Source organism: Amycolatopsis mediterranei (genome assembly GCF_026017845.1).
In the GTDB taxonomy this organism is placed as follows: domain Bacteria; phylum Actinomycetota; class Actinomycetes; order Mycobacteriales; family Pseudonocardiaceae; genus Amycolatopsis; species Amycolatopsis mediterranei.
The window spans coordinates 2,346,677-2,371,762 of record NZ_CP100416.1 but is presented as its reverse complement, the minus strand read 5'-3'; the positions used below and the strand labels follow the sequence as shown (position 1 = coordinate 2,371,762).

Genomic DNA, 25,086 nt, shown 5'->3' with positions numbered 1-25,086 from the left:
GGAGGGGTTCTAGATGCACCCCGACATGCCGCCGAAGCTCGAGACGCTGGCGGATGTGCTGCTGGCTCGGCCCTTCGTCGCCCCGCCGGCCGTGGACCCGCTCATGGCGTACGGCTACGTCAGCACCCCGCACGACGATCCCATGAACCGCCACGCGTACGCCGCTGTGCTCGACCTGTGGTGCTACACGGAAGGCTGGGTCTTCGGAGCGTGGTTCTCGGATGTGCTCAGTAAGCCGGATGAGGTAGTCCGCCCGGGCTTCACCGGCCTGATCGACGTGCTGCCCGTGTATCCCCGCACCGTCGTGCTCGTCGTGGAAACAGGCGCGCTGTCGCCTCAGGTGGGCACGGCCCTGGCCATGAAGGCGGTCATCCGCCGCACCGGTGCGGCCTTGCACGTCCTGGATGAGGAACTGGCTGAGGCCCTGACGTGACCGACGCCGTCTCGTCCGAAGTGGCGCAGTTGCTCACCAGCCTCGGCAGTGTCCATCGGGCCGTCCCTACGGTCATCCGCGAGCTGGCCACAAACACCATGCCGCCGGAGCAGCAGCGGATGTTCGCCGGGCTCCTCATGGAGCTGGCCGACCTCATGGTGGATCACGCGGGCGGCCGGGAGGACGTCACCGCCCCCAGTGCCCTGGCGGACCGCGTCGGCACCACCGGCCGCCAGCTGGTAACCGTCAGCGCCCGACTAAGGACGGGGACCAGCACGCCGGAGCAGCTGAACGAGGTTGCCCGGTTGCTGGTGGCACTGGCCGAAGTACTGGAGCTGTACGCGGGCAAGATGCCGACTGCGTCAGCCGCCACCGACCCGCCGGACGTGCCCGAGCCCCTAGGGCCGTGAACGGCGGGGCGCTGACGGTACTCGTCGTCATGGCGGTGCCGGTGGTCTGGATCGTCGTGTTGCTCATCTCGGACGCCCGGCACAACCGGCGCGTGCGGGCCCGGCCGGAGCGGACCGTGGACGGCATCCGCGAGCGGGTAGAGCGCGAACAGGCCGCAGCCGATTTCGCCAGCGCCCCCACCGAAGTCTTCCCGGCCATTCAGCCGGCCCCGGCCGATGAGCTCACCGTGGAGCTGCCGCCGGTCTTGCCGAAGCGGCCCCGGCCGTACGTCCAGCGACCGACGCCGTACCCGCGCCAGCCGAACCGCAGTCCTGATCCCGACCTTGTGGCACGAGTCCTTGACGGCCTGCGCAACCTGCCGGATCGCCCACCGCCGAGCTGGCCGAGTGGTGATCCGGACTCTTAAAGCCCTCCGGCTTGAACCGTCAGGTCGGAGTTTTGTTGATCCGAAACAGAAAGAGAGCCCTTGAAAGCCCAACTCACAACCGTGGCCGCCAGCCTCTTGGCCCTGACCACCACGGCCGTCATCCCGGCGGCCAGCGCCGACACGGGTGTCCAGCCCAACATCGTCGGCGGCACCGGCGCGACCGGCAACACCTCCTGGATGGCCTCGCTCCAGTACGACGCGCCGGACTACGGGCGCACCGCCTACCACACCTGCGGGGCCGTGCTGGTCTTCCGTCAGTGGGTCGTGACCGGCGCGCAGTGCGTCACGGACGACCCCTCGAACCCGCCGGGCCAGGTCCCCACGGACAAGAAGACGTTCTCGGTGCGGGTCGGCTCGAAAGATCGGACCAAGGGCGGCCAGGTCGCGAAGATCAAGCGCATCGTGGTGCGGGCCGGCTGGAACTGGGGTCAGACCGCTCCGGTGGAAGACCTGGTCATGGCCGAGCTGGACCACCCGCTCGACCTGCAGCCGCTGCAGCTGGCGCCCCGCGCCCCGCGACCGGGTACGCGCATCCGGTTGTACGGCTGGGGAGCGGACGACCCGGCGGTCCCGCCCACCAGCCTGCCGCGTCGGCTCCAGCAGCTCGACACCACCGTGGTACCGGCCGCGCGGTGCGCAAACGCCTTCCAGTCCGCCGGGGAGTTCTGCACCGACAACCCGCACGGCACGGACGGCCCGGGCAACGGTGACTCCGGCAGCCCGGCGGTGCAGATGGTGAACGGCGTACCGCAGTTGGTGGGGACGTGTAGCCGAGGCGGGTCCGCCGTTCCGGGTGAAGACACCACCGTCTACACCAGCGTGCCGGACTTCCGGCGGTGGATCTACGACGTCGCGCGTGACAACGCGTAGCTGCTGACTCTCAGGCCACCGGGCCGCCCGCCCCTCGGGCGGCCCGGTGGTTGGCCGTATCTCCAAGGAGCTGGAACATGGCCGGTGTCGAGGACCTCGCAGCCGCCGTCCGCACTGCATTGGGCAAGCTCTCACCGGCCAGCCTGGAGCAGGCGGCCGGGTGCCTCGACGAAGCCGTCCAGGCCCTGACCCAGACCGGCTCCCAGCAGCCCGAGATGCAGCAGGCCATCTCGGGCTTGATGAGCGTCGCGGAAGGTGTGACCAGTGTTCAGCAACTGGTGGCTCGGGCCAGTGGCCTGCTGACCACCTACCTGGACCGGCTCGGCACCGAGCAGCCAGCGGACGGCTCCACCAGCTCGTCCGCGCCGGCCTCGGACGAGGCCGCGGACACCCCCCAACCGGACTCCAACCCGCTGCCCGCCCGAGACGGCCAGCGCCTGGACCGCGAGCAGGCCGAAGCCATCCGCGCCCAGCTACCACCGACCGTGAAACCCGGCACGGGGCAGAAGACACATGGCTGCTGGGTGGACGAGCAGGGCCAGCCGCAGAGCGTGACAAGCGGTCAGGACAACAGTGCGGCGGCCGTCTGGGCACGCCTCCAGGCCTTGGGCATTCCGCTCTCCGGCCCGCCGACCGCCACGGCGGACGTCGAGCAGAAGGTGGCGATTCAGATGATCCAGCAGGGCCGCCAGCACGTGGACGTGGTCATCAACAACGAGCCGTGCCGCGGGCGCTTCAGCTGCGACACACTCGTGCCGATCATCCTGCCGGAGGGCTCTAGCCTGACGGTGCACGGAACGAACGGCTTTCGGAAGACTTACACAGGAGGAGCGAAACCGCCATGGTCGCGTTAGACATCTGGTACCGACAAGCCGGGCCGGACAACACGCACCCGGAGGGCGCGACGACGACCGTGGACACGGTGGACGAGCTGAATAATTTCATAGATGAAGTATTAGACGAAACCGAGGGGTATGCCGTGCCGCCCATGATCCAGGTGGCGGTGTCCGGCGACTACAACGCGCCGGTGCTCGATGTCGGCCTCGGGCCGGAGTATGGCTTTATTCAGTGCTTGTCGGCGGACGGCGGCTGGTCCCTCGGGGACGCGAAGTGCACCGGCCACGTGACGTACGACTACATGGCGCACGCACGGGAGATTCCAGCCAACGCCGAAATACCGCTGGAGCAGGTGCGCGTGGCCATGGAGCAGTTTCTGACCACAGGCACCAAGCCGAAAGCCATCTCTTGGCAACAGCCGGCGGACGCATGAACGTGCGGCTCGGGCCGTACCCGCTGTGTGAGGCGTGTCAGCGCACCAATGGCGGGCTGACGCACCTGCGACACCCGCAGCGGCATATCGAAGCCCATGGGCAGTCAGCCTGCGTGGACGCCGAGCTGGCCGATCTGCTGATGGAGCTGTGGGCCGTGTGCGTGACGAAGAGCTGTTGCCAGGACGAGGGCGGCCGGGCGTATGTGACACCGACCAGGGAGACGCGGGCGGCAGCGGAAGCGTGGCTGGTGGAGCGGGGCATACTATTTGAGGTGGATGAGCGCGGACGACTCCACCTGTCCACACTGCGCTAATTCCGCGGATTACTGGGATTTGTTCATCTCATTGCAAACTGCGACAGATATATCCATGCGTTAATAGTCCACCCGTCAACATCTCATTTGAACTTCTCGTCTCCGCGAGGTTCCCAGCGCCAGGTGAAACCCGAGAAGAGGGAGAAGGAATGGTATTTTCTACCGTCTACTGGACCGAATTCAACATAGTAAGAGCCATGATCCCGCACGTCGAAATCGATCAAGTCATACTCAGGCCTCCTCGCTGGACCTGATTGATTTTGGTAGACCTTCACGCTGCGCCCGATGGGGTCACCATCAACAAAAGCAAGACGAATGGAAGAAGTCTTCTCGCCAACCTCCCCTTTTAGAATTTTAATGTAAACATACTCATATCTGGGAGTGACGAATGTATTGGGCTTTGCGTTGACGATCGAATATTCGTATTCGCAGAATTCACCTGCTATTGCCTCAGGTATCGAATATTCAAGTACGTAAGGAGCCCTCCTCTCGGGCAAGAAAGTAACTTTCGGGATATGGCGGATTGCCAACGTGCCCTCGCCGGAGATGGTTTCAATACCAAACCTCTCCCTTGTGTCGGCCTCCCCCCAACGATCCCACAGGTAGAAATCTGCGCACTCTGCGAGGGTCAGTGGGCCGTCGAACTTGGGGACAATCGCTCTTCTTACATCCACACGCTCTAGTCGGCGGTCAACAAATCGATACGTAACATCCAGACGTTTGATTGACGCTGAATTAGGTTGCTTTCTCTGTGTCGCTACACTCTTATCGGCGGCGGACACTGCCTGCGGAATACTTACAGCTTCCACCTCGGACGAGGCATCCTCCTCCACCGAGTTAGCGTCAGTCGTAGCCGGATGAGCATCTTGCTTTAGCTTAGAGAGTGCAAAGGTGCGCGCTTCGTCGAGGTGCTCTGACAAATACAAAGTGAGGAGGTCTGCTGCCTCATAGGACCACTCGTTATTTTGGAATTCTTGAGCAGTCTTTCGGCTTACCTCTGGCCTGCCATAGGCGACGAGCCCAGCGAACAACCTGAAGGATTTCTCACCACGACGATTTTTTCGGTCATCCTCATCCAGCCACTCAGGGTTAAACTCAGCTATCTTCGCATTGATCTCGTCGTCCGCCACAAAAGCAAAGCCCAGTAATTCCCCCGCAGCTCGAAGGCCACTCTTATTAGCATAGTCAGATTTGTCGTAGTAATCCAAAGACGCCTTGATGAGACGCTTCAAGACATCGCCGCGCCACACGAAGGGAGTCGCATTATTCAGAGGCAGCCCCAGACGCCCGAACACAGCTTCATGCAGTGAGGCCACGTGCCGCATCTGTTCATGAGGATGGCGCGCGCGGCTTTTCGTCCTACCCATGATGACCGCCATTTGCCCTGCAAGGTCATCGCGACTCGGCCAAGCATCCACCGCTTCCTCCTTCTGCGACGCTTGCGCAGCGTAGCACCGGTCCAACAAGGCTGCGACTTTGCTATTGCGAATGTAGCTTTTTTATGTTAAAAATTCATGCGGGATCGGCCTTTGGTCAGGAGGCCAAATGTCACTAGTATTTGATGATACGGTCAGCAGTTTTTTCGATTACTTCTACGAACACCCTCAGAGCGTCTCAGGCAAGAAGGATGCGAACTCGCTCGAAGAGTGCATCAAAATATGGGTACTCGAGGAAGTTGCAACAAAAGCCTGTGGAGGCTCGTTCAAGCTTTACCTCGCCACAATCGCTGTAATTATTGGCGTATGGCATGACGCGCGACAGGAGTGCCCGAGTGAGGAGTATTGGGGCCTTTCTATCCCGTGGCGTATCCGACATGTGTTCAAAGACGGGCGCAGCGAGCCCCAAACTGACATCTTCGATCCGTTCTTCTTCAAGTGGAGCTCGATACCCGGTTAACGAAGTCGCTGCATGGCTTCTTGAATCGATCTAGTTTCATTACGCGTGCTTAAAACATCCACCTGCCCGATCCCACCCGCAAGCCTGCCCATTCTGGGCGGGCTTTTTCTGTTCTCAACAACTTCCGAACTTCCGATCAGGTTCCTAACGGCTTCCGAAGCTATTCCTTAGTGCGACTTTAGTTCCTTAGATGTACTTCCCTGCATTTATTCGCTGAGACTTCTTTCGTACCCACCGACGAAAGGAGGCAACAGAATGGCTCGCAACCGCTTCACCCCCACCGTTCGCCAGGTCGAGCGTGCCCGCGCGGCGCACCTCGAGGCGTCGCTGCCCGCGCTCGCCCGGGAGCTGCATGGTGACCACCCGCCCGTGGCGCACATGCCGCTGGTCAACGACGAGAAGGCCCGGCGCGCGACGCGCCGGGAGCTCACCGCGCTGCACCGACCGATCCGCGCCGCGGCGGTCGTCAGCAGCTAGTTCTGCTGCCGGACGCGCCGGGCACGTCCCGGCGCTCCGGTTTCTCTTCCCCCGTTCGCGCAACCTGCGCGGACGCCCGACAAGTAGAGGAGGTGCTCAAGTATGGAGATCATTCGGAGCGGTGGCCAGGGCGAACTGGTGCCGCAGCTCAACACCGCCCTGCGAAAGATGCCGCGGGAGGGACGTGAGCGCGTCATGGACGAGCTCATCGAGGGCTACATCAGTGCCGCGCGCGTCCAGGCCGCCGGCTGGGTGGGCTCGATTGGCATCACGCAGATCGCGAACCTGGAGGCCATGGAAGCCCAGCAGGCCGCGGCCAGCCCGATCCGGGCCGAGGTGTACGCCAGCATCGTCGAGGACGTGGCGCTCGTCACCCGCCACGCCGTGCGGCGGCTGGGTGGTCGCCCGTGATGACGGCCGTGTGGGTGTTCGCCGGGCTCGGCGTGCTGTTCGCTCTGGCCATCCTGCTGGTCTTGGCGATGCTGGTGGAGGATGCGTACTACCGGTATCGGCCTCGCTGGCGCATGTACCGGCGGGTGTTGGCGGAAGACCTGGCGGCACTGCGGGCGTGGGCGCAGATGACGCGAGCTCACCTGCGGGCGGTTCGCGAGATGGCGCGCGAGATGGAGCGTCAGTCTGGCGGTGATCGCCCGTGACCGCGTTCGAGCTGACGGCCGACGAGCCGGACACGTCCGGCTCCGCGCCCACCGACGCACACCGGGCCATGACCGCGCTCCTGGCGCGCGTCGTCATCGAGGTGGCCCGCCGCCGACAGGACGAGCTTTCCGGCTTGACGGAGACTCTTCAAGACCGGGTGCTGGTCACGACGGGTGAGACCAGCCGCCGGGCGTACGGCTGGTTTGAGCCGGACGCCTGGCGGCACGGCGAGCAGGCGGTCAGCGAGCTGTTCGTTAACGCTGACTTCGCCGATCACGCCAAGTGGATCAGTCCGGCCGAGAACGTCCTCGTGACGCTGCTGCACGAGGCGTGCCACGTCTACGCCGATGCGAACAAGATCAAGGACACCTCCCGGGACGGCCGGTACCACAACCGCAGGTTCGGCGAGTTGGCCTTGTGCATTGGGCTGCAGATCGAGCGGGACCGGCAGACCGGCGTCCGCACGCCGCAGCTGTCGGCCCGCGGCGCGGCGGACTACCGCGACCTGATCGAACATTTGGAGAGCGGGCTCGTTGTTGTCCGGAGGCCGCGGACCCTGGCCGACGCGGACGCCGAAAGCTCGAAGAGCGCCCCGGAGGCGTCGGCGGACGGCTCCGGGCTGGCGGCGGGCCCGGCGGCGCCGGCTCCGCGGGCAAGGTACGTGTTCGCTTCATGCGGGTGCCGCATGGGCCGGAGACCGGTCACGTTGCGGGTCGCTCAGGGCTCATGGCGGCCTGGCGTCATCCGCTGCACGGCCTGCGGCCAGCCGTTCACGGACGGGGGGGTGTAGGGGTCCATGCCGACGAACACGCTGCTCATCCTGGGCCGCACCCTGACCGTGCTCGGCGGCCTGGTGCTGCTGGGCGTCGTCGTCCGGTTGTCGGTCGCCGTGCTCGAAGCGACGCTCCCGCCCGTCCTGATGAACGGCCTGGCCGCCGGGTTCGCCACCTTGGTCAGCATCCTGAACCCGGCCATGGGCTCGCTCATGGCCCTCTTCATCATCGTGGGGCTGTGCTACATCGCGCTTGGGCGGCGGCGATGAGTCGCCGGACCGGGAACGCTCGAGGCCGCGTGGTTCGCACGCTCGTCGGCCTGACGATGGTCGCGGCGGGCGCCATCGTGCTGCAGCCGCTGGCCCAACTGGTGCTACCGCTGCTGGTGGTGGCCGTGATCATCGCGTGGTTGGTACGAACGTTCAAACGGTCGTAGCTACCAATCGCTTCAAAGCGCGAACTGTTCTACCGTGACCCGCGACAGAAAATGAGCACACGTAAGACCAGTCAGTGTCAATAGCGTCAGGACGCCCCAACCCCGTTGTCTGCACCTATTGACAGTTACCCTACAGAATTTAACGTCAACTTTCCTCTGGCGTTTCTCTGAAAGTTTGGACCGCCGGTCGGTTTTTTACATGTGGAAAAGCTAATTGCTTTACTTATTATAGTTCCGGAATAATAGAAAGCCTGAGTGCAAAGCCGTCCCGACTATGGAAAGAAGATGCGCAAACATCTTCTTCGCAGTCAACGCCGGAACGGGCAGCGCATCTCAGGTATGACACACAATAGCCCGCAAACGGGTACTACTGTGCTTATTTATTGAACAGCTGACAGCTACCTAACGTCAAGGCTGGTTTTTGTTCGGTAAGCGCAGTATGTATCCCTCGTTTCGGGCCGACCTGAAAGGAGGGTTTTCTATGTCTCAACCTAACGTCGAGAAGGAGGTCCGCGTCACGGCGCAAGAACGCGCCCATCCAAGTCTTCGCGTGCTGGCCCGCGCCTGCATCGCCCTGGCTCGTCACGAGCTGGCCACCGGTCGAACCGCTCCGGCCACGACCGAGCCCAGCGGATCGGAGGCGGATCATGATTGAGCTGACCTGGCTTGAGGCCGTGCCGCCGCGAGACGCCGCGTTTGACGACCTGACGCAAATGGTGCGTGTGCTGGCGGCTCGACCCCATCACGGCCTGCGCCGGCTACAACCGCTCGTGGTGTTTGAACTCTGGCTGTCGGCGGACCGGGCGCGCTGGCTCGTCGGCATGGAGCCGCAACTGGCTCATACCCTGCCCGGTGAGCTGACCGCCCAACTGCCCCAGCTGACTTTGACGGAGTCTCGCCAACCGGTCCGGCCGGCCCCGGTGACGGCGCGGGAGCTGCGCCTCACCAGCCTGATCTACCCCCTACGCGTGACCACCGCCCGCGCCGTCACGGCCGGGCTGTTCCAAGCTCAGCGCCAGCTCGGCTCCGGTGAGGCCGTCGTGCTGCAGTGGGTGGTGGGACCGAGTCAGACGTCTACGCGCGTACCCGTCGCGGACGGCCCGCTCGAACTGCTCGGCTTTGCGACCCGCCGTGAGCCGTCCGGCGACGAGCAACGCGCCTGGAAACAGAAGCTGGCTGAGCCGCTGTTCGGCGTCCGCGGCCGGGTTGGGGCGGTAACGAAGGACCCCCGCCGCGCGGCTGAGTTGCTGCGCCCGGCGGTGTCGGCGCTGTCGCTGGTCAGCGGGTCACACAGTCGCCTCTACGCCAGTCCGCAGTCGAGCAAGACCGCCACCCAGCTGCACCAGGTCATGGGCCGGATGCGGTCCTGGTCGGGCATCGCCAACGCTGCCGAGCTGGCCGTCATGATGGGCTGGTGTCTCGGTGGCCTGGAGGTCCCCGGCGGCGCCGGACGGTTCGCTCCCGCTCCCCCGAGCCTGCTGCGCACCACCCCGCCCCGGCCGGCCACCGCAGGTCGCCCGCTCGGCGTCAGCCCACACCCGGCCTCCCGTGGTCAGAGCGTCTGGCTGCCACCTGCCAGCTATGCCACCGGCAGTCACGTCATTGGCCCGACCGGGCGGGGAAAGTCCACGCTACTGACGCACTGGGCGCTGGCCGAAGCCCGGGCTGGCGGATCGGTCGTGGTTCTGGAGCCGAAAAGTGATCTTGTCACCGACATCGCCGCCCGACTCGGCGAGCACGGCAACGTGGTCATCCTTGAGCCCGGCACGAACGGCCCGGCTATTGGCTTCAATCCGCTCTCAGGGCCACGAGCGGACGCCGAGCGACGGGCCGACGCGGTCCTTGGTCTGCTGCGTGAGGTCTTCGGCTCGGCCATCGGTCCCCGGTCGGCGGACGCGCTGCTGCACGGGCTCATCATGGCTGCCCGGTTGCCAGACGGGACCCTGTGCGACGTCGGTCCGATCTTGAGCAACCCCCGCTTCCGGCGGACCATCGCGCCCCAGGTCGGCGACCCGCTGACCATCTCGCCCTGGCTGGCCTGGTACGACAACCTGTCCGAGGAGCAGCGCACGCAAGTCGTCATGCCGGTGCGAAATAAGCTGAGTGCTTGGACCGCGAGACCGGCGATCCGTCACCTGCTCGGCCAGTCGGCGCCGAAATTTGACCTGGCTCAGGTCTTCGACCGACCCACTATTCTGCTGGTGAGTCTCAACGCCGGAGTGCTCGGTCCGGAAACCACCCGCTTGCTCGGCAGCTTGCTGCTCCAACAGTTGTGGCACCACGTCCAGCGCCAGACCACTCGACCTGCCGCGTACCGCCGACCGGTCACGGTCATGATTGACGAGTTCCAGACCTTCACCGCCGGACTGGACTTCGCCGACGCCCTGGCCCGGGCGCGCGGCGCGGGCGTCAACATCGTCGCCGCTCATCAGCACCTCGGGCAGCTCACCCCCGAGCTACGGAGCGCCGCCTTGGCGAACCTCGGGACGCGAGTGGTCTTCCGGCCGGCCGAAGAGGACGCCCGACCTCTATCCCGCGTGCTCGGTGAGCCCGTCACGCCGGAGGACCTGACCAGCCTCGGCGCGCACCACGCCGCCGTGAAGACGACGGTGGCGGGCACCACGCTCCCGGCCTTCGAGGTCGTCACCCCGCCCCTGCCCGACGCATTGCGCGATCCGGTCGAACTGCGCCGGTTGAGCGCCGAACGGTACGGCGCCGATCCGGTAGCTATCGACGCCGGGTTGCTTGCTCGGTGGGCCGGACAAGCTCCGCCGGACGGCCCGGTCGGGGTGCGGAGGACCAGCCGGTGAACGCGCGCGACAGCTTCACCCGCCCTACCGCTCGCCCTACCGGTCCGCTGGAGCTGATTCGCTCCCGACGTGCAGGAATCCGCGACTGCCGCCGCCGACACATAGCCACTCCCGGAGGTGTCCGATGAGTGGCCGTGGACGCGCCGGACGGCTGGCAGCCCGGCTCAGTGACCGCGACCTGGCGATCTTGCGCGACCTGCGCGAGCTCCGGCTGATGACCGGTGGTCAAGTGCTCCGCCAGCACTTCCCGGACGGCCACGCCGAAACGCAGAGCCGCAAGGCCCGCGCGGCGCTCGCCCGCTTCCACCGGCTCGGGCTCGTCATCCGGCTTCGGCGGCGCATCGGCGGGGTGCGCGCGGGCTCACAGGGCTACGTGTATGGCCTGACGGGCCTTGGGCTGGCGGTGCTCGATGTCGGCAACCCAGCCCCGCCGCGCCACCGCCGGGACGTCGAGACCAAGCCCGCCTTTGCGAATCACGCGCTAGCGGTGGCGGAGTTGCGGGTCCAGCTGACCGAGTTCGGCCGCCAGCACTCCACGGCGACGGTTGACTTCGCCGCCGAACCGCTGTGCTGGCGACGCTTCCCCGGACCTGGCGGCGAGGTCATCACCTTGAAGCCGGACGCCTTTGTCCAGGTTGACCGGGACGGCTACGAACTGACGTCGTTCGTCGAGGTCGATATGGCGACCGAGAGCCTGCCGACGATCCGCCGCAAGCTGGACGTCTACGTCGCGTACTGGCGCAGCGGCACCGAGCAGGCCGCCCGCGGCGTGTTCCCGCGGACCTGGTGGAGCGTGCCGACGACGGCCCGCGCCGAAGCTATCCAGCACGTCATCCGCCGGCTGCCCGCCGAGGCCCATTACCTGTTCGCGGTCTGCCTGGCCGACGAGGCCGTGACCCGCCTGACCGCCCTACCTAACGACGAAGGAGGTGCCCGATGACCCTGACCCCTGACCAGTTTGTTCGCCACATCTTGATCGGCGACGTCCGTCAGCGACTGCGCGAACTGCCGGACGCGTCGGTGGACTGCGTCATCACCTCCCCGCCGTACTGGGCGCTGCGCGACTACGGCCACCCCGGGCAAATCGGGGCCGAGCCCACGGTGGACGCCTGGGCTGACACCATCGCCGCCGTCTGTACCGAGCTGGCCCGCGTCCTGACCCCTACCGGCGCGTTGTGGTTGAACCTTGGCGACAGCTTCTCCCGCCACGAGCGCGAGGGCGCGGCCAAGAAGAGCCTGCTGCTCGGGCCGCAACGCGTCGCCCTGCGCCTGACGGCCTCCGGCTGGCTGCTGCGCAACCAAGTGATCTGGGCCAAGCCCAACCCGACGCCGTCCAGCGTCCGAGACCGCTTCACCGCTAGCCACGAACTGCTGTACCTCCTGACCCGGCAGTCGCGTTACTTCTTCGATCTCGACGCAGTGCGGGAGCCCGCCCGGACCGCGCCCGCCGGCTCCGCGGTCAAGGCGGCTCGGACCTACCTGACGCGCGAGGCCGTACCATCCTTGAACGGCGGCAGCAGTCCCCGAGTGGACTTGAACCAGGGACTGGCCCAGATGAAGACCACGGGCCTGGCCAGCCACCCACTCGGCAAGAGCCCCGGCGACGTCTGGACCATCCCGACGGGCAGCTACCGCGGCGCGCACTTCGCGACGTTTCCGCTGGCGCTCGTCCGGCGGCCGCTGTTGACCACCTGCCCCGAACGCGTCTGCGCCGTCTGCGACTTGCCGTGGCGTCGCACGCCGCAGCTCGTCGACGGCCGCCAGCTGGCCACCGGGCCGCTGACCCCGAGCTGCCCGCACCGGCAGTTCCGCGCCGGACGCGTCCTCGACCCGTTCATGGGCGCGGGCACCGTCGCCCTGGCGGCCGAAACCTACGGCCGCGACTGGGTCGGGATTGAGCTCAACGAGGCGTACGCCGCGCTGGCCGAGGCGCGTCTCACCGCTCACCGGGCTCAGGCGGCCAAGGTCGCATGAGCCTGGGAAGGCCCCGCTTTGTCGGCGGCGTGGGGCCGCTCAAGTTGTCGCTTCGCAGGCACCGGTCTGCGAGGTGTGAGCGGTCCCACCAACGCCGAGAAGAAAGGCACCGTCATGTCCGAACCCCGCTCCAACGTGAAGACGCTGGGCGTCAAGTTGCCCGACGCGCTGCACGCGCAGTTCTCGTTGGTGGCTCAGCTCGACCAGATTTCGCTGGCCGATGCGGTCCTGCGAGCCGTCGAGCAGTACGTGGCCACCAAGCGGCAAGAGCCGGACTTCGCCGCGCGGGCAGCGGCAGCGCTCGAGGAGATCGAGCGTGAAGCCGCCGCCCGGCGGGGCGCCATTGAAGGCCTGTTCGGCGAAGCGCCGGACAAGCCCGAGGCCCCGAAGTCGACGTCCCGACGCAAGAGCGCGACCAGCGAGAGCGAGTAAACGCCGCTCGCGCGTTACCCGGTACGGGATGGCAGCCATGAGCCGCCATCCCGTACCACCCCTCCTTCTAAAGGACATCCTCAATAAGGACAGGAATACCTTTCTTGGCACTTGCAAGAAAGGCTGAGAAAATGATTATGGAGGCGGATTCGAGAGTTAATCCGAGGCAAAAGGAGGCACCCATGAGTGAACCATCTACCGCACTGACCGCCGTGTTCTATCTGCGCACGGCCAGCAACCGAGCCGGAGACATCTTCACAGGCATTGCCCGGCAACGAAGCATCTGCCAGCAACGAGCCAATGAGCTGGGCCTGCGCGTGCTCGGCGAGTACACCGATCGCGGCACCACCACCCGCCCGGACGGCCAACCCGGCTTGGCCGAGCTGCTGAGCGACCTTCCCGCGCTGAAACCCGACTACGTCATTACGTTTGACCATAGTCGCCTCGCCCACAAGATGGCGCACTACGCCAGTATCGCGTGGAGCATTGCCAAAGCTGGTTCTCGACTAGAGATCGCCTCGCAGCCACATCGCGATGCCAACGAACTGGCGGAGGAGATTATCACGCAGATTGGTTCCGTGCAGATAGTGGACTTCAGCAACGAGAACACAGACAGCGAAAAGCACGACGAAAAGTAGTCAGCTTCATCAATCGAGAGGAGGTCACCATGACCGAACAAGGAAACAACTCGCACGCATTGGATGCCGTCCGCAAGGTCGGACGTAACCAAACCCGGTCCGGCCAGGTACCGCCTGCGTCGAAACGTGAAAGCGGCATTGCGCTCATCTACCTGCGCGTCAGCACCAAGGAGCAGGCTCGCACCGGTGGCGGCGCGGAGGGCTACTCGATCCCAGCCCAGCGTGAGGCCTGCTACGCCAAGGCCCAGCAGCTGGGCGTCACCGTGCATGAAGAATACGTGGACGCTGGCGAGTCAGCCCGGTCCGCCGACCGGGAACAGCTGCAGAAGTTACTCAAGGACATCAAGACCGTCCGGCCGGAGTTCGTGATCGTGCACAAGATCGACCGACTGGCGCGAAACCGCGAGGACGACATCGCGATCAACCTCATGCTGCGCAAGCATGGCGTCGAGCTCATCTCTTGCACGGAGAACATCGACGACACGCCCAGCGGTCGGCTGTTGTATGGCCTCATGGCCGAGATTGCCCAGTTCTACTCCGGCAACCTCGCTCAGGAGGTCATGAAGGGACTCGTACGCAAGGCGCAGGAGGGCGGCACGCCGTTTAGGGCACCCATTGGCTACATCAACCGACGTGAGTCACGCGGCGGCGCTGAGTTTTCCTGGGTCGAACTGGACCCGGCACGGGCTGAGATCGTCCAGTGGTGCCTGAACGAATACGCCACCGGGGAATGGAGCGCAGCCGACCTCGTATTTGCAGCTCGCGCCAAGGGGCTGACGACCCGCGCCACAGCCACCAAACCGCAAGGTGAAATCAGCATCAACACGATGTATGCCATCTTCCGGAACCCGTACTACATGGGCGTCGTCAGCTACCAAGGCATCCACTACGAGGGTAAGCACCAGCCACTGATCGAGCCGGAGACTTGGCTTCGGGTTCAAGACGTGCTCGCCGCCCATGGCCAGCAAGGTGAGCGGGACCGGAAGCATCGCCATTATCTGCGTGGCACGATCTTCTGTTCAGGCTGTGGCGGACGACTCCACTACTCGCGCAACGAAGGTAACGGTGGCGTCTACGCCTACTACCTGTGCGCCAAGAAGCGCACCAGGGCGAACAACTGTCAGCGGCCGGCCGTCCGAGTAGAGCGGATCGAGGAGGGCGTAGCCGACCTGTACGAGCGCCTCCAGGTTCCGCCGGAGACCGTGACTGCCATCCGCGATGCCGTGACGGCCGAGATGGCAGCCGAGCAAGCCGAGGCCCGGCGGAGCCTCCAGCACGCCACCGAACGCAAGCGCAAGCTCGACGACGAGCGGCAGAAGCTGCTGCAGGCGCACTACGCCGGAGCGATCCCACAAGACCTGCTTGCCTCCGAGATGAAGCGCCTCACCCGGAGCCTGGTCGAGGCGGACGCCGCGATATCAGCGGCCAAGGTGTCGCAGGAAGACGTCGAGCAGGTCCTGGAGGCTGCTCTGACGGCTGCCGGACACTGCGCGAGCGCCTACATCCGCGCCACGGACAGCATCAAGCGACAGATCAACCACGGGTTCTTCGAGAAGCTGTACGTCGGTGAAGATGGCTCCATCGAGCGACACGCCCTGACCGAGCCCTTTGCCTCACTGATCCAGCTGTCCGAAATTCACCCGTTCGACGCAGTTGCAGAAAGTGAAAGCGGCATCACTAAACGTGATGCCGCTTTCACCCGACCTGTCGTCGGTGTGCGTATGAATACTTTGGTGGGCGCAGCAGGGTTCGAACCTGCGACCGCTCGGGTGTAAGCCGAGTGCTCTTCCGCTGAGCTATGCGCCCGGACGGCGGCCCGGACGACCGGACCGCCACCGCAAAGAACTCAAGCCGTCAGTTCGGCCACGGCCTTCTTCCAGCCCTGCTGGTCGCGAGCCTCACCGGGCGCGTTGACCTCGGCGAACCGGACCACGCCGGACGTGTCGATCAAGAACGTGCCGCGGACCGCCAGGCCGGCGTCGGAGTTGAAGACGCCGTACGCCTGCGCCACCTCGCCGTGGGGCCAGAAGTCGGACAGCAGGGGGAACTGGTAGCCCTCCTTCTCGGACCACGCCTTGAGGGAGAACGGCGTGTCGACCGAGACGCCCAGGATCTGGACGCCCTTGTTGTCGTAGTCCGCGAACTCGTCGCGGAGCTGGCACAGCTCGCCCGTGCAGATGCCGCTGAACGCGAAGGGGTAGAAGACCAGCAGAACCGGCTTGTCACCCCGGAACGACGACAGCTGGACCGGCTGCTTGTTGTAGTCGTTGAGCGTGAAGTCAGGGGCCTCAGAACCGACCTCGACGGTCATACCAGCGTTTCCTCTCCCGAACGGACACGTGCCTGCGACGACAACCCTATCGTGTCCGTCCGGTGGGACCGGCTCAGCGCTGCTTCGACTTCGACTTGGGAGACACCAGGCGGGTGCCGATCCAGTTCGGGCCGACACTGATGTTGGCGGTCTGGGCCAGGCCTACGGCGGGCACCGCTTCGGCGATTTCGCTCGGCTCGACGTGCCCGGGCTGTCCCGTCTTCGGGGTCAGCACCCAGATCACGCCGGTCTCCTCCAGGGGGCCCCGGGCGTCGATGAGCGCGTCGCCCAGGTCGCCGTCGTCCTCGCGCCACCAGAGCAGCACCACGTCGATGACCTCGTCGGCTTCCTCGTCGAGGATGTCCCCGCCGATCTGCTCCTCGATCGCCGCGCGGACGTCGTCGTCGACGTCCTCGTCCCAGCCGATCTCCTGGACCACCATCTCGGGCTTGATGCCGAGCCTCTCGGCGACGCTGCTCTGATCAGCGTCTCCCGCGGCGACCACTGCTTTCACTCCTCCAACTACGACGGAGCGTGGCGTCGGAGCACCCTCGGTGGGTACACCTGGGCCACACTCGGCTACCCGGTTGCCGATAGCGAACACTGGTGAAGCTCCGCGCGCAACCGTCCACACCGGATCTGTGACAACTCGTGTCGCAGGATACGGCCCGCCACACCCCGCCCGCGACGGCGTTTCGGGTGCCGGGCGCACCCGGCCTGCCACCCCTGGGAGGGTCGTCCCCTAGGGTGGGGAGGAAGTAAACGCGCGCGCGATACACCGCGCGCAGGGAGTGGCTCGACCGGGTCGGCCCATGTTACCGCCAAGTAGCGGTGCGGAAGCCGGGACGGAAGACGACGATGGAGAGTCGTAACACCCCCGCGTACGAGCAACACCGGCTGCAACTTTTCGCAAGGAGACCCCTTGGCCCCGCAGAACGACGGCGCCTCCGGCAAGGAGACCCCGGCACGCGTACGCGTCATCCGTGACGGACTGGCGGCGCACCTGCCCGACATCGACCCGGAGGAGACCGCCGAGTGGCTGGACTCCTTCGACGAGGCTCTGGCGAGGGGCGGTCAGCAGCGGGCCCGGTACCTGATGCTGCGCATCCTCGAGCGGGCCCGGGAACGGAACGTCGGCGTACCGGCCCTGACCTCGACGGACTACGTCAACACCATCCCCACCGAGAACGAGCCGTGGTTCCCCGGCGACGAGGAGATCGAGCGCCGCTACCGCGCCTACATCCGGTGGAACGCGGCGATCATGGTGCACCGCGCGCAGCGCCCGGGCGTCGGCGTCGGCGGCCACATCTCGACCTACGCCTCCTCGGCCGCGCTGTACGAGGTGGGCTTCAACCACTTCTTCCGCGGCAAGGACCACTCCGGCGGCGGCGACCAGATCTACATCCAGGGCCACGCCTCCCCCGGCATCTACGCCCGCGCGTTCCTCGAAGGCCGGCTGAGCGAGTCGCAGCTCGACGGCTTCCGCCAGGAGTTCTCGCACGCCGGCGAGGGCGGCGGCCTGCCGTCGTACCCGCACCCGCGGCTGATGCCGGAGTTCTGGGAGAACCCGACGGTGTCGATGGGCCTCGGCCCGATGAACGCCATCTACCAGGCCCGGTTCAACCGGTACCTGCGCGACCGCGGCATCAAGAACACCGACGACCAGCACATCTGGGCGTTCCTCGGCGACGGCGAGATGGACGAGGCCGAATCCCGCGGCCTGATCCACGTCGCGGCCGGTGAGGGCCTCGACAACCTGACCTTCGTGATCAACTGCAACCTGCAGCGGCTCGACGGCCCGGTGCGCGGCAACGGCAAGATCATCCAGGAGCTGGAGTCGTACTTCCGCGGCGCCGGCTGGAACGTCATCAAGGTGATCTGGGGCCGCGAGTGGGACTCGCTGCTGCACGCCGACCGCGACGGCGCCCTGGTCAACCTGATGAACGTCACCCCGGACGGTGACTACCAGACGTACAAGGCCAACGACGGCGCCTTCGTCCGCGAACACTTCTTCGGCCGCGACCCGCGGACGAAGGACCTGGTCAAGGACCTCTCCGACGCCGACATCTGGAACCTCAAGCGCGGCGGCCACGACTACCGCAAGGTGTACGCGGCCTACAAGTCGGCGCTGGAGCACCACGGCCAGCCGACGGTGATCCTGGCCCACACCATCAAGGGCTACGGCCTGGGCCCGGCGTTCGAGGGCCGCAACGCCACGCACCAGATGAAGAAGCTCACCCTCGACGACCTGAAGCTGTTCCGCGACTCGCAGCGGATCCCGATCAGCGACGAGGAGCTGGAGCGCAACCCGAAGCTGCCGCCGTACTACCACCCGGGCGCGAACTCGCCCGAGATCGAGTACATGATCGGCCGCCGCAAGGCGCTCGGCGGGTTTCTGCCGGAACGCCGTCCGAAGGCCGCGAAGGCGCTGGTCCTGCCGGGCGACAAGGTCTACGAGGGCATCCGGAAGGGCTCCGGCAAGCAGGAGGTCGCCACCACGATGGCGTTCGTCCGGCTGGTCCGCGAGCTGGCCAAGGACTCCGAGATCGGCAAGCGCGTCGTCCCGATCATCCCGGACGAGGCCCGCACCTTCGGCCTCGACTCGATGTTCCCGACGGCCAAGATCTACAACCCGCACGGCCAGACCTACACGTCGGTCGACGCGAGCCTGATGCTGGCCTACAAGGAGTCCGAGAAGGGCCAGCTGCTGCACGAGGGCATCAACGAGGCGGGCTCCACCGCGTCGTTCACCGCCGTCGGCACGTCGTACGCGACGCACGGCGAGCCGATGATCCCGATCTACATCTTCTACTCGATGTTCGGGTTCCAGCGGACCGGTGACGGCCTGTACGCCGCCGCCGACCAGATGGCCCGCGGGTTCGTCCTCGGCGCCACCGCCGGCCGAACCACCCTGACGGGTGAAGGCCTGCAGCACGCCGACGGCCACTCGCTCCTGCTCGCGGCGACCAACCCGGCCGCGGTGGCCTACGACCCGGCGTGGTCGTTCGAGATCGCGCACATCGTCAAGGACGGCCTGCGCCGGATGTACGGCGAGGCCGGCCCGGACGGCAACGGCGAGAACGTCTTCTACTACATGACGATCTACAACGAGCCGTACCAGCAGCCCGCCGAGCCGGAGAACCTCGACGTCGACGGCCTGCTGAAGGGTCTGTACAAGTACGCGGACGCGCCCGGGGGCGACGGTCCGGAGGTGCAGATCCTGGTCTCGGGCGTCACGATGCCGGACGCGCTGAAGGCGCAGAAGATGCTGGCCGAGGAGTGGGGCGTGCGGGCCGCGGTGTGGTCGGTGACGTCGTGGACCGAGCTGCGGCGCGAAGCCGTCGAGATCGACCACGACAACCTGCTCTACCCGGGCAGCGAGCCGCGCGTGCCGTACGTGACGGAGGCGCTTTCGGGGAGCAACGGCCCGGTCGTGGCGGTGTCGGACTGGATGCGCGCGGTGCCGGACCTGATCCGCCCATACGTCCCGACCGACATGCTGACGCTGGGCACGGACGGCTTCGGCTTCTCCGACACCCGGCCGGCGGCGCGGCGGAAGTTCCTGGTCGACGCCGAGTCGATCACCGTCGGGGCGCTGTCGATCCTGGCCAAGCGCGGCGAGGTCGAGCAGGCGAAGGTCCTCGAAGCGGCCACGAAGTACCGGCTCGACGACATCGCGGCCGCCGGGCCGCAGACGTCGGAGTCCGGCAACGCGTGATCAGGTGCTAGTTTCGGGACCCGGCAGACATCCGATGTCTGCCGGGTCCCGCTCGCTCGTAGTCCGTTAGGGAGTTGATCAGGGTGACGAAGCGCCGGCTGCCCAAGCCGAGTGAGCTGCAGCAGATCCTGCGGCCGAAACCGATCGTGCTGAACCCGACGGACCGGCGGCTGGCGAACGCGCACACCGTCGCCGACCTGCGGATGATCGCGCGCAAGCGCACCCCGCGGGCGGCGTTCGACTACACCGACGGGGCGGCCGAGCTGGAAGACAGCCTGCTCCGCGCCCGGCAGGCGTACCGGCGGGTCGAATTCCACCCGAACGTGCTGCGCGGGGTGTCCGATGTGGACACCACCCGCGAGATCCTCGGCCAGACCTCGGCGTTGCCGTTCGCCTTCGCCCCCACCGGTTTCACCCGGATGATGCAGCACGAGGGTGAGCGCGCGGTGGCCCGCGTCGCCGAGCGCAACGGCATCCCCGTCGGGCTCTCGACGATGGCGACGACGTCGATCGAGGACCTCGCCGAAGCCTCGCCGGGCGCCCGCAAGTGGTTCCAGCTCTACGTCTGGCGCGACCACGGCGCCGGTGAAGATCTGATGAATCGCGCATGGGCGGCGGGCTACGACACGCTGATGCTGACCGTGGACACCCCGGTCGCGGGCGCCCGGCTGCGGGACGTCCGCAACGGCCTGACCATCCCGCCGGCGCTGACCCTCAAGACCTTCCTCGACGGCGCGACGCACCCGGCGTGGTGGTTCAACCTGCTGACCACCGAGCCGCTGACGTTCGCGTCGCTGAACCAGTTCGGCGGCACGGTGGCCGAGCTGCTGAACAAACTGTTCGACCCGACGCTGAACTACGACGACCTCGACTGGGTGCGCCGCACCTGGCCGGGCAAGCTGGTGGTCAAGGGCGTCCAGAACGTCGACGACGCCCGCGACGTCGTGAAGCACGGCGCGGACGCGGTGCTGCTGTCCAACCACGGCGGCCGCCAGCTCGACCGCGCCCCGACGCCCCTAGAGCTGCTCCCGGCAGTCCTGGACGAGCTCCAGGGCGGCGCGGAGGTCTGGATCGACACGGGCATCCTGTCCGGCGGCGACATCGTGGCGGCGATCGCCCGGGGCGCCGACGCCGTCCTGATCGGCCGGGCGTTCCTGTACGGCCTGATGGCCGGCGGCGAGCGCGGGGTCCAGCGCTGCGTGGACATCCTGCGGACGGAAATGGTCCGCACGATGCAGCTGCTCGGCGTCCGCACCCTCGCCGACCTCAAGCCCTCGCACGCGACCTTGCGCTAGACCTGTGCCGCACCGCCGTCGACGAAGAACTCGGTGCCGTTGACGAAACTCGCCTCATCGGAGGCCAGGAACAGCGCCGCGGCCGCGATCTCCGCCGGGTCGCCGAGACGACCCAGCGGGACCTGCGCCACGAGGCCGTCGACCAGACCCTGCTGTTCGTCGTCGGGCACCAGGCCCAGCATGCCGGGGGTGCGCGTCGGTCCGGGACTCAGGACGTTGACCCGCGTGCCGGTGCCCTTGAGGTCGAGCGCCCAGCTTCGGGCGAAGTTGCGCACCGCCGCCTTCGTCGCCCCGTAGACGCCGAAGGCCGGCCCGGGCCGCATCGACGCCGTCGAGCCGGTGACGATGATCGAGGCGTTCTCGTTCAGCAGCGGCAGCGCCTTCTGGACGGCGAAGACGACGCCCTTGACGTTCGTTCCGAAGGTGGCGTCGAACTGTTCTTCGGTGATTTCGCCGAGCGGGGCGAAGCTCCCGCCACCGGAGTTGGCCACCACGACGTCCAGCCCGCGGCCGCGCTCGGCCACCGCGCGGTAGAGCTCGTCCAGGTCGGCCAGGTTCGCCGAATCGGCCCGCACGGCCGTCACCCCGCTGCCGATCTCGGCGACGGCGTCGTCGAGGGCTTCCTTGCGGCGGCCGGTGATGAACACGTGCGCGCCTTCGGCCGCGAACCGCTGGGCGATGGCGAGCCCGATGCCGGTGCTGCCACCGGTCACGACCGCGGTTTTGTTCTCCAGGTTCACGATGCCCTCCAAGTTCTTGACTATCTCGTCCAGAACGTACGCCGTTCTGGACGAGGTAGTCAAGAATGGGTAGCCTGATCTCATGGCGAGACCCCGGAGCTTCGACGAGGCGGCAGTCCTGCGCGCGGCCAGGGACCAGTTCTGGGAACACGGTTACGCCGGCACGAAGGTCGACGACATCGCCGCCGCGACCGGCCTCGGCAAGGGCAGCCTGTATGGCGCTTTCGGCGACAAGCACGCGCTCTACCTGCGCGTCTACGACTACTACTGCACCGAATCGACCGACGGCGTGCGGCGCCAGCTCGAAGGCCCCGACGAAACGGCCCACCGGCGGCTCGGCGACCATGTGCGCGCCATCGCCGAGTCGGTCGCCGTCGATCGGGAGCGCCGCGGCTGCCTGATCGCGAAGGGCGCCGCCGAATGCTCGGAGCACGACGAGGCCGTCGCCGCGCGGACCGGGCGGGCGTTCCGCGACCTGCACGACTCCTTGACGGCGTGCATCGCGGGCGCGCAGCGCGCGGGCGACATCGACCCCGGCCCGGACCCCGCCCACCTCGCCGGGCTGGTGCTGGCGGTCCTGCGCGGCCTCGAAGCACTCGGCAAGGGCGGCGTCGAGCCGGACGGCATCCGCGCGATCGCCGAGACCGCGCTTGCCGTGCTGCCGAAGCCGTGAAGCAAGCCGTCAAGCACTGACTTGTTGGGCCAACCGGTCTCAACTTCTTGACGGACCGCCTGGTTTGTGACGAAGATCTCGGGCACTCGCCGAAAGGCCGTTTTCGCATCGTGGAAACGGAGGTCGCTCGTGTTCGTTCAGGATCTGACTCCGCTCGGTTCCCTCGGCCTGTCCGCGCTCGTCGCCGTGCTGCCGCTCGCCACCGTCCTCGTGCTGCTCGGGGCCGTCCGGATGCGGGCGCACCACGCCGCCCTCATCGGGCTGCTCGTCGCACTCGTCGTCGGGATCGCCGCCTTCGGGATGCCCGTCGTGCAGGCCGTCTCCGGGGCGCTGCAGGGCGCCGCGTTCGGGTTGTGGCCGATCATGTGGATCGTCGTCAACGCACTCTGGATCTACCGGCTCACCGTGCGGACCGGGCACTTCGACGTCCTGCGCCGCTCGTTCGGGCGCATCTCCGACGACCCGCGCATCCAGGCGCTGATCATCGCCTTCTGCTTCGGCGCGCTCATGGAGGCGCTCGCCGGGTTCGGCGCGCCGGTCGCGATCAGCGCTGTGATGCTCGTGGCCGTCGGGTTCCACCCGGTCAAGGCCGCCGTCGTCGCGCTCGTCGCCAACACCGCGCCCGTCGCGTTCGGCGCCATGGGCACCCCGGTGGTCACCCTCGCCCAGGTCACCGGGCTGCCGCTGCAGGAGGTGTCGTCGATCGTCGGGCGCCAGACGCCGCTGCTCGCGCTGGTCGTGCCGCTGCTGCTGGTGATCATCGTCGACGGCAAGCGCGGCCTCAAGGACACCTGGCTGCCCGCGCTCGTCTGCGGTGTCGCGTTCGGGCTGGTGCAGTTCCTCGCCTCGAACTACGTGTCACCGCAGCTGGCCGACATCGGCGCGGCGCTGGCCGGCGCGGCCGCGCTGGTGGCCCTCCCCCAGACCCGGCGGCCGGTGCCCGAAGCCGTCCGGATCGGCACCGGCCCGGGGGCGACCGCCGAAGCGCCGCCGGAGGACTCGCGGGGCGACGTCGTCAAGGCCTACCTGCCGTACCTGCTCATCATCGTGATCTTCTCGATCGCCGTGCTGCCGCCGGTCAAGCGGCTGCTGGACAAGGCGACCTGGAAGTTCCACTGGCCCGGCCTGAACGTCGCCGCGCCGAACGGGAAACCGGTGTCCGGCAACACGTTCTCGCTGCCGTTCCTCAACACCGGCGGCACGCTGGTGCTGCTGGCCGGCGTCATCACGGCGGCGTTGCTGGCGGTGCGGGCGGGTGACACCGCGCAGGAGTGGCTGGCGACGGTCAAGGAGCTGCGGTTCGCGATCCTCACCGTGACCGGCGTGCTCGCGCTGGCCTACGTGATGAACCTGTCCGGCCAGACCAGCACCATCGGCACGTTCATCGCCGCCGCGGGCGCCGGGCTGGCGTTCCTCTCGCCGCTGCTGGGCTGGTTCGGCGTCGCCGTCTCGGGATCCGACACGTCGGCCAACGCGCTGTTCGGCGCCTTGCAGGTGACGGCGGCGCACCAGACGGGCCTGCCCGCGGACCTGCTGGCCGCGGCGAACAGCTCCGGCGGTGTCCTCGGCAAGATGGTGTCGCCGCAGAACCTCACCATCGCCTGCGTGGCGGCGAACCTGCCCGGGGAAGAGGGGAAGCTGCTGCGGAAGGTGCTGCCGTGGAGCGTCGGGCTGCTGCTCGTGATGTGCCTGATCGTGTGGGGTCAGAGCACCGCGGTGCTCAGCTGGATGCTGCCGTGACCCCGGGCCGGGCGGCGACGCGCTGGGCGGAGCGGTTCCAGCTCCACCAGCCGTGCACGACGAGCCCGGCGAAGACGATGTAGATGGCGGCGGAGAAGTAGAGCCCGGACGAGATCTGCAGCGGCACGCCGATCGCGTCGACGGCCAGCCAGACCAGCCAGAATTCGACGAGCCCGAGTCCCTGCGCCCCGAACGCGACGAGGGTGCCGACGAAGATGGCGGCGTCCGGCCAAGGGGCCCAGGACGCGTGGAGGGCGTCGAGGACCAGCGCCATGACGGTGGTGCCGACGACGAAGGCGCCGGCCATCGCCAGCCGTTCGGCGAGCCGGCCCTTGCGCACGACGACGCCGAACACCGGGTCCTGGCGACGCGTCCACGCCCACCAGCCGTAGACGGAGATGGCCAGGATGGCGACCTGCCGGGCGGCGAGCCCGCCGAGGTGCGCGGAGACGTAGACGGCGAACAGCAGCACGGTGGCCCCGACCTGCACGGGCCACGTCCACAGGGTGCGACGCTGCGCGAGGAACACGACGGCGAGCGCGAACACCTGCCCGGCGAGCTCCGCGATCGAGATCCACTGGCCGAGCACGGTGATCCCGTGGTGCAACAGGAAGTCCACGTCACGCCCCTTTCGTCCTACCGCTCCCAACATGCTCGCTGACGGACGCATTCCCCAAGGAGTGTGAGCGGCGGAACATCCCGAACCGTGGGACTCGAGCGCCCCAATGTGGCCTTCGGTGCGTTCAACGCACCGAAGGCCACATTGGGTGCGTTGAACGCAACCAAGGCCA

General features: G+C 67.0%; 29 protein-coding genes and 1 tRNA gene. 24 read left to right on the top strand and 6 right to left on the bottom strand.

What is annotated here, in order from left to right; translation table 11 throughout:
- Positions 1–13 precede the first annotated feature (13 nt).
- From ISP_RS11360 to ISP_RS11330, 7 genes are all read left to right on the top strand, one after another.
- Positions 14–433, top strand: a complete 420-nt coding sequence (locus ISP_RS11360; protein ID WP_013224015.1) for a hypothetical protein — start codon at positions 14–16, stop codon at positions 431–433.
- Entirely contained in the window at positions 430–843 is a 414-nt protein-coding gene (locus ISP_RS11355) for a hypothetical protein (RefSeq protein ID WP_014466769.1), read from the top strand. The genes ISP_RS11360 and ISP_RS11355 overlap by 4 nt, the downstream gene beginning before the upstream one ends.
- Positions 840–1,250 (top strand): hypothetical protein, encoded by a 411-nt coding sequence (locus ISP_RS11350; protein WP_014466768.1) that lies wholly within the window; start codon positions 840–842, stop codon positions 1,248–1,250. Before ISP_RS11355 ends, ISP_RS11350 begins: the two co-directional genes overlap by 4 nt.
- Positions 1,251–1,331: 81 nt before the next feature.
- The gene (locus ISP_RS11345) at positions 1,332–2,141 is read left to right on the top strand and encodes a S1 family peptidase (RefSeq protein ID WP_013224014.1); all 810 of its coding nucleotides are present in this window, start codon (positions 1,332–1,334) and stop codon (positions 2,139–2,141) included.
- A gap of 77 nt (positions 2,142–2,218) precedes the next feature.
- Positions 2,219–2,995 (top strand): DddA-like double-stranded DNA deaminase toxin, encoded by a 777-nt coding sequence (locus ISP_RS11340; protein ID WP_013224013.1) that lies wholly within the window; start codon positions 2,219–2,221, stop codon positions 2,993–2,995.
- Positions 2,983–3,411 (top strand): Imm1 family immunity protein, encoded by a 429-nt coding sequence (locus ISP_RS11335; RefSeq protein WP_013224012.1) that lies wholly within the window; start codon positions 2,983–2,985, stop codon positions 3,409–3,411. Before ISP_RS11340 ends, ISP_RS11335 begins: the two co-directional genes overlap by 13 nt.
- A complete protein-coding gene (locus ISP_RS11330) occupies positions 3,408–3,725 on the top strand; it encodes a hypothetical protein (RefSeq protein WP_034286245.1) in 318 nt (105 codons plus the stop codon). Before ISP_RS11335 ends, ISP_RS11330 begins: the two co-directional genes overlap by 4 nt.
- A gap of 83 nt (positions 3,726–3,808) precedes the next feature.
- Here the strand turns inward: ISP_RS11330 and ISP_RS11325 are convergent, their stop codons facing one another.
- Positions 3,809–5,143, bottom strand: coding sequence for a hypothetical protein (locus ISP_RS11325; RefSeq protein ID WP_141748498.1), 1,335 nt, complete (start codon positions 5,141–5,143; stop codon positions 3,809–3,811).
- A 127-nt stretch (positions 5,144–5,270) separates the two neighbouring features.
- Between ISP_RS11325 and ISP_RS11320 the strand changes: the two genes are divergently transcribed.
- The 13 genes from ISP_RS11320 to ISP_RS11260 all read left to right on the top strand — a co-directional run bounded on the left by ISP_RS11320 (position 5,271) and on the right by ISP_RS11260 (position 15,593).
- Entirely contained in the window at positions 5,271–5,621 is a 351-nt protein-coding gene (locus ISP_RS11320; RefSeq protein ID WP_141748497.1) for a hypothetical protein, read from the top strand.
- 255 nt (positions 5,622–5,876) lie between these two features.
- Positions 5,877–6,098: a hypothetical protein gene (locus tag ISP_RS11315; protein ID WP_013224011.1), complete on the top strand. Its 222-nt coding sequence runs from the start codon at positions 5,877–5,879 to the stop codon at positions 6,096–6,098.
- A gap of 102 nt (positions 6,099–6,200) precedes the next feature.
- Positions 6,201–6,509: a hypothetical protein gene (locus ISP_RS11310; protein ID WP_013224010.1), complete on the top strand. Its 309-nt coding sequence runs from the start codon at positions 6,201–6,203 to the stop codon at positions 6,507–6,509.
- The gene (locus ISP_RS11305) at positions 6,509–6,754 is read left to right on the top strand and encodes a hypothetical protein (RefSeq protein ID WP_230468931.1); all 246 of its coding nucleotides are present in this window, start codon (positions 6,509–6,511) and stop codon (positions 6,752–6,754) included. The genes ISP_RS11310 and ISP_RS11305 overlap by 1 nt, the downstream gene beginning before the upstream one ends.
- Positions 6,751–7,545 carry a hypothetical protein gene (locus tag ISP_RS11300; protein WP_013224008.1) on the top strand — a complete coding sequence of 265 codons (795 nt, stop codon included), beginning with the start codon at positions 6,751–6,753 and terminating at the stop codon, positions 7,543–7,545. The genes ISP_RS11305 and ISP_RS11300 overlap by 4 nt, the downstream gene beginning before the upstream one ends.
- A 6-nt stretch (positions 7,546–7,551) precedes the next feature.
- Positions 7,552–7,797 carry a hypothetical protein gene (locus ISP_RS11295; RefSeq protein ID WP_013224007.1) on the top strand — a complete coding sequence of 82 codons (246 nt, stop codon included), beginning with the start codon at positions 7,552–7,554 and terminating at the stop codon, positions 7,795–7,797.
- 29 nt (positions 7,798–7,826) lie between these two features.
- The gene (locus ISP_RS11290) at positions 7,827–7,964 is read left to right on the top strand and encodes a hypothetical protein (RefSeq protein ID WP_014466766.1); all 138 of its coding nucleotides are present in this window, start codon (positions 7,827–7,829) and stop codon (positions 7,962–7,964) included.
- A gap of 647 nt (positions 7,965–8,611) precedes the next feature.
- Positions 8,612–10,774, top strand: a complete 2,163-nt coding sequence (locus ISP_RS11285; protein WP_013224006.1) for a type IV secretory system conjugative DNA transfer family protein — start codon at positions 8,612–8,614, stop codon at positions 10,772–10,774.
- Positions 10,775–10,898: 124 nt separating this feature from the next.
- On the top strand, positions 10,899–11,714 hold the full coding sequence (locus tag ISP_RS11280) for a replication-relaxation family protein (RefSeq protein ID WP_013224005.1): 816 nt from the start codon (positions 10,899–10,901) through the stop codon (positions 11,712–11,714).
- Positions 11,711–12,748 carry a DNA-methyltransferase gene (locus ISP_RS11275; protein WP_013224004.1) on the top strand — a complete coding sequence of 346 codons (1,038 nt, stop codon included), beginning with the start codon at positions 11,711–11,713 and terminating at the stop codon, positions 12,746–12,748. The genes ISP_RS11280 and ISP_RS11275 overlap by 4 nt, the downstream gene beginning before the upstream one ends.
- A 75-nt stretch (positions 12,749–12,823) precedes the next feature.
- Positions 12,824–13,180, top strand: a complete 357-nt coding sequence (locus ISP_RS11270; protein WP_013224003.1) for a hypothetical protein — start codon at positions 12,824–12,826, stop codon at positions 13,178–13,180.
- Positions 13,181–13,362: 182 nt separating this feature from the next.
- A complete protein-coding gene (locus ISP_RS11265; protein WP_014466765.1) occupies positions 13,363–13,818 on the top strand; it encodes a recombinase family protein in 456 nt (151 codons plus the stop codon).
- Positions 13,819–13,847: 29 nt separating this feature from the next.
- Positions 13,848–15,593 (top strand): recombinase family protein, encoded by a 1,746-nt coding sequence (locus tag ISP_RS11260; RefSeq protein ID WP_230468930.1) that lies wholly within the window; start codon positions 13,848–13,850, stop codon positions 15,591–15,593.
- Here the strand turns inward: ISP_RS11260 and ISP_RS11255 are convergent.
- From ISP_RS11255 to ISP_RS11245, 3 genes are all read right to left on the bottom strand, one after another.
- Positions 15,550–15,624 (bottom strand) — tRNA-Val (locus ISP_RS11255). The genes ISP_RS11260 and ISP_RS11255 overlap by 44 nt on opposite strands.
- A 40-nt stretch (positions 15,625–15,664) precedes the next feature.
- Entirely contained in the window at positions 15,665–16,129 is a 465-nt protein-coding gene (locus tag ISP_RS11250) for a peroxiredoxin (RefSeq protein ID WP_013224001.1), read from the bottom strand.
- A gap of 73 nt (positions 16,130–16,202) precedes the next feature.
- Positions 16,203–16,634: a DUF3052 domain-containing protein gene (locus tag ISP_RS11245; protein WP_013224000.1), complete on the bottom strand. Its 432-nt coding sequence runs from the start codon at positions 16,632–16,634 to the stop codon at positions 16,203–16,205.
- A 417-nt stretch (positions 16,635–17,051) separates the two neighbouring features.
- On the opposite strand from ISP_RS11245, the gene aceE reads away from it, so the two are divergent.
- On the top strand, positions 17,052–19,847 hold the full coding sequence (aceE, locus tag ISP_RS11240) for a pyruvate dehydrogenase (acetyl-transferring), homodimeric type (RefSeq protein ID WP_013223999.1): 2,796 nt from the start codon (positions 17,052–17,054) through the stop codon (positions 19,845–19,847).
- Positions 19,848–19,930: 83 nt separating this feature from the next.
- Positions 19,931–21,142: an alpha-hydroxy acid oxidase gene (locus ISP_RS11235; protein ID WP_013223998.1), complete on the top strand. Its 1,212-nt coding sequence runs from the start codon at positions 19,931–19,933 to the stop codon at positions 21,140–21,142.
- Here the strand turns inward: ISP_RS11235 and ISP_RS11230 are convergent.
- On the bottom strand, positions 21,139–21,894 hold the full coding sequence (locus ISP_RS11230) for an SDR family NAD(P)-dependent oxidoreductase (protein WP_013223997.1): 756 nt from the start codon (positions 21,892–21,894) through the stop codon (positions 21,139–21,141). The two genes, ISP_RS11235 and ISP_RS11230, sit on opposite strands and share 4 nt — an antisense overlap.
- 70 nt (positions 21,895–21,964) lie before the next feature.
- Between ISP_RS11230 and ISP_RS11225 the strand changes: the two genes are divergently transcribed.
- The gene (locus ISP_RS11225) at positions 21,965–22,555 is read left to right on the top strand and encodes a TetR/AcrR family transcriptional regulator (protein WP_013223996.1); all 591 of its coding nucleotides are present in this window, start codon (positions 21,965–21,967) and stop codon (positions 22,553–22,555) included.
- A gap of 129 nt (positions 22,556–22,684) precedes the next feature.
- On the top strand, positions 22,685–24,295 hold the full coding sequence (locus ISP_RS11220) for an L-lactate permease (RefSeq protein WP_013223995.1): 1,611 nt from the start codon (positions 22,685–22,687) through the stop codon (positions 24,293–24,295).
- Here ISP_RS11220 and ISP_RS11215 read toward each other — a convergent pair.
- The gene (locus ISP_RS11215; protein ID WP_013223994.1) at positions 24,276–24,914 is read right to left on the bottom strand and encodes a nicotinamide mononucleotide transporter family protein; all 639 of its coding nucleotides are present in this window, start codon (positions 24,912–24,914) and stop codon (positions 24,276–24,278) included. The genes ISP_RS11220 and ISP_RS11215 overlap by 20 nt on opposite strands.
- Positions 24,915–25,086: the final 172 nt, after the last annotated feature.

Excerpts from the sequence above, each read along its gene's own strand:
- ISP_RS11360 (WP_013224015.1), top strand. The coding sequence starts at position 14 with ATGCACCCCGACATGCCGCCGAAGCTCGAGACGCTGGCGGATGTGCTG.
- ISP_RS11340 (WP_013224013.1), top strand. The coding sequence starts at position 2,219 with ATGGCCGGTGTCGAGGACCTCGCAGCCGCCGTCCGCACTGCATTGGGC.
- ISP_RS11335 (WP_013224012.1), top strand. The coding sequence starts at position 2,983 with ATGGTCGCGTTAGACATCTGGTACCGACAAGCCGGGCCGGACAACACG.
- ISP_RS11330 (WP_034286245.1), top strand. The coding sequence starts at position 3,408 with ATGAACGTGCGGCTCGGGCCGTACCCGCTGTGTGAGGCGTGTCAGCGC.
- ISP_RS11320 (WP_141748497.1), top strand. The coding sequence starts at position 5,271 with ATGTCACTAGTATTTGATGATACGGTCAGCAGTTTTTTCGATTACTTC.
- ISP_RS11315 (WP_013224011.1), top strand. The coding sequence starts at position 5,877 with ATGGCTCGCAACCGCTTCACCCCCACCGTTCGCCAGGTCGAGCGTGCC.
- ISP_RS11310 (WP_013224010.1), top strand. The coding sequence starts at position 6,201 with ATGGAGATCATTCGGAGCGGTGGCCAGGGCGAACTGGTGCCGCAGCTC.
- ISP_RS11305 (WP_230468931.1), top strand. The coding sequence starts at position 6,509 with ATGACGGCCGTGTGGGTGTTCGCCGGGCTCGGCGTGCTGTTCGCTCTG.
- ISP_RS11295 (WP_013224007.1), top strand. The coding sequence starts at position 7,552 with ATGCCGACGAACACGCTGCTCATCCTGGGCCGCACCCTGACCGTGCTC.
- ISP_RS11285 (WP_013224006.1), top strand. The coding sequence starts at position 8,612 with ATGATTGAGCTGACCTGGCTTGAGGCCGTGCCGCCGCGAGACGCCGCG.
- ISP_RS11280 (WP_013224005.1), top strand. The coding sequence starts at position 10,899 with ATGAGTGGCCGTGGACGCGCCGGACGGCTGGCAGCCCGGCTCAGTGAC.
- ISP_RS11275 (WP_013224004.1), top strand. The coding sequence starts at position 11,711 with ATGACCCTGACCCCTGACCAGTTTGTTCGCCACATCTTGATCGGCGAC.
- ISP_RS11265 (WP_014466765.1), top strand. The coding sequence starts at position 13,363 with ATGAGTGAACCATCTACCGCACTGACCGCCGTGTTCTATCTGCGCACG.
- ISP_RS11260 (WP_230468930.1), top strand. The coding sequence starts at position 13,848 with ATGACCGAACAAGGAAACAACTCGCACGCATTGGATGCCGTCCGCAAG.
- ISP_RS11250 (WP_013224001.1), bottom strand. The coding sequence starts at position 16,129 with ATGACCGTCGAGGTCGGTTCTGAGGCCCCTGACTTCACGCTCAACGAC.
- ISP_RS11225 (WP_013223996.1), top strand. The coding sequence starts at position 21,965 with ATGGCGAGACCCCGGAGCTTCGACGAGGCGGCAGTCCTGCGCGCGGCC.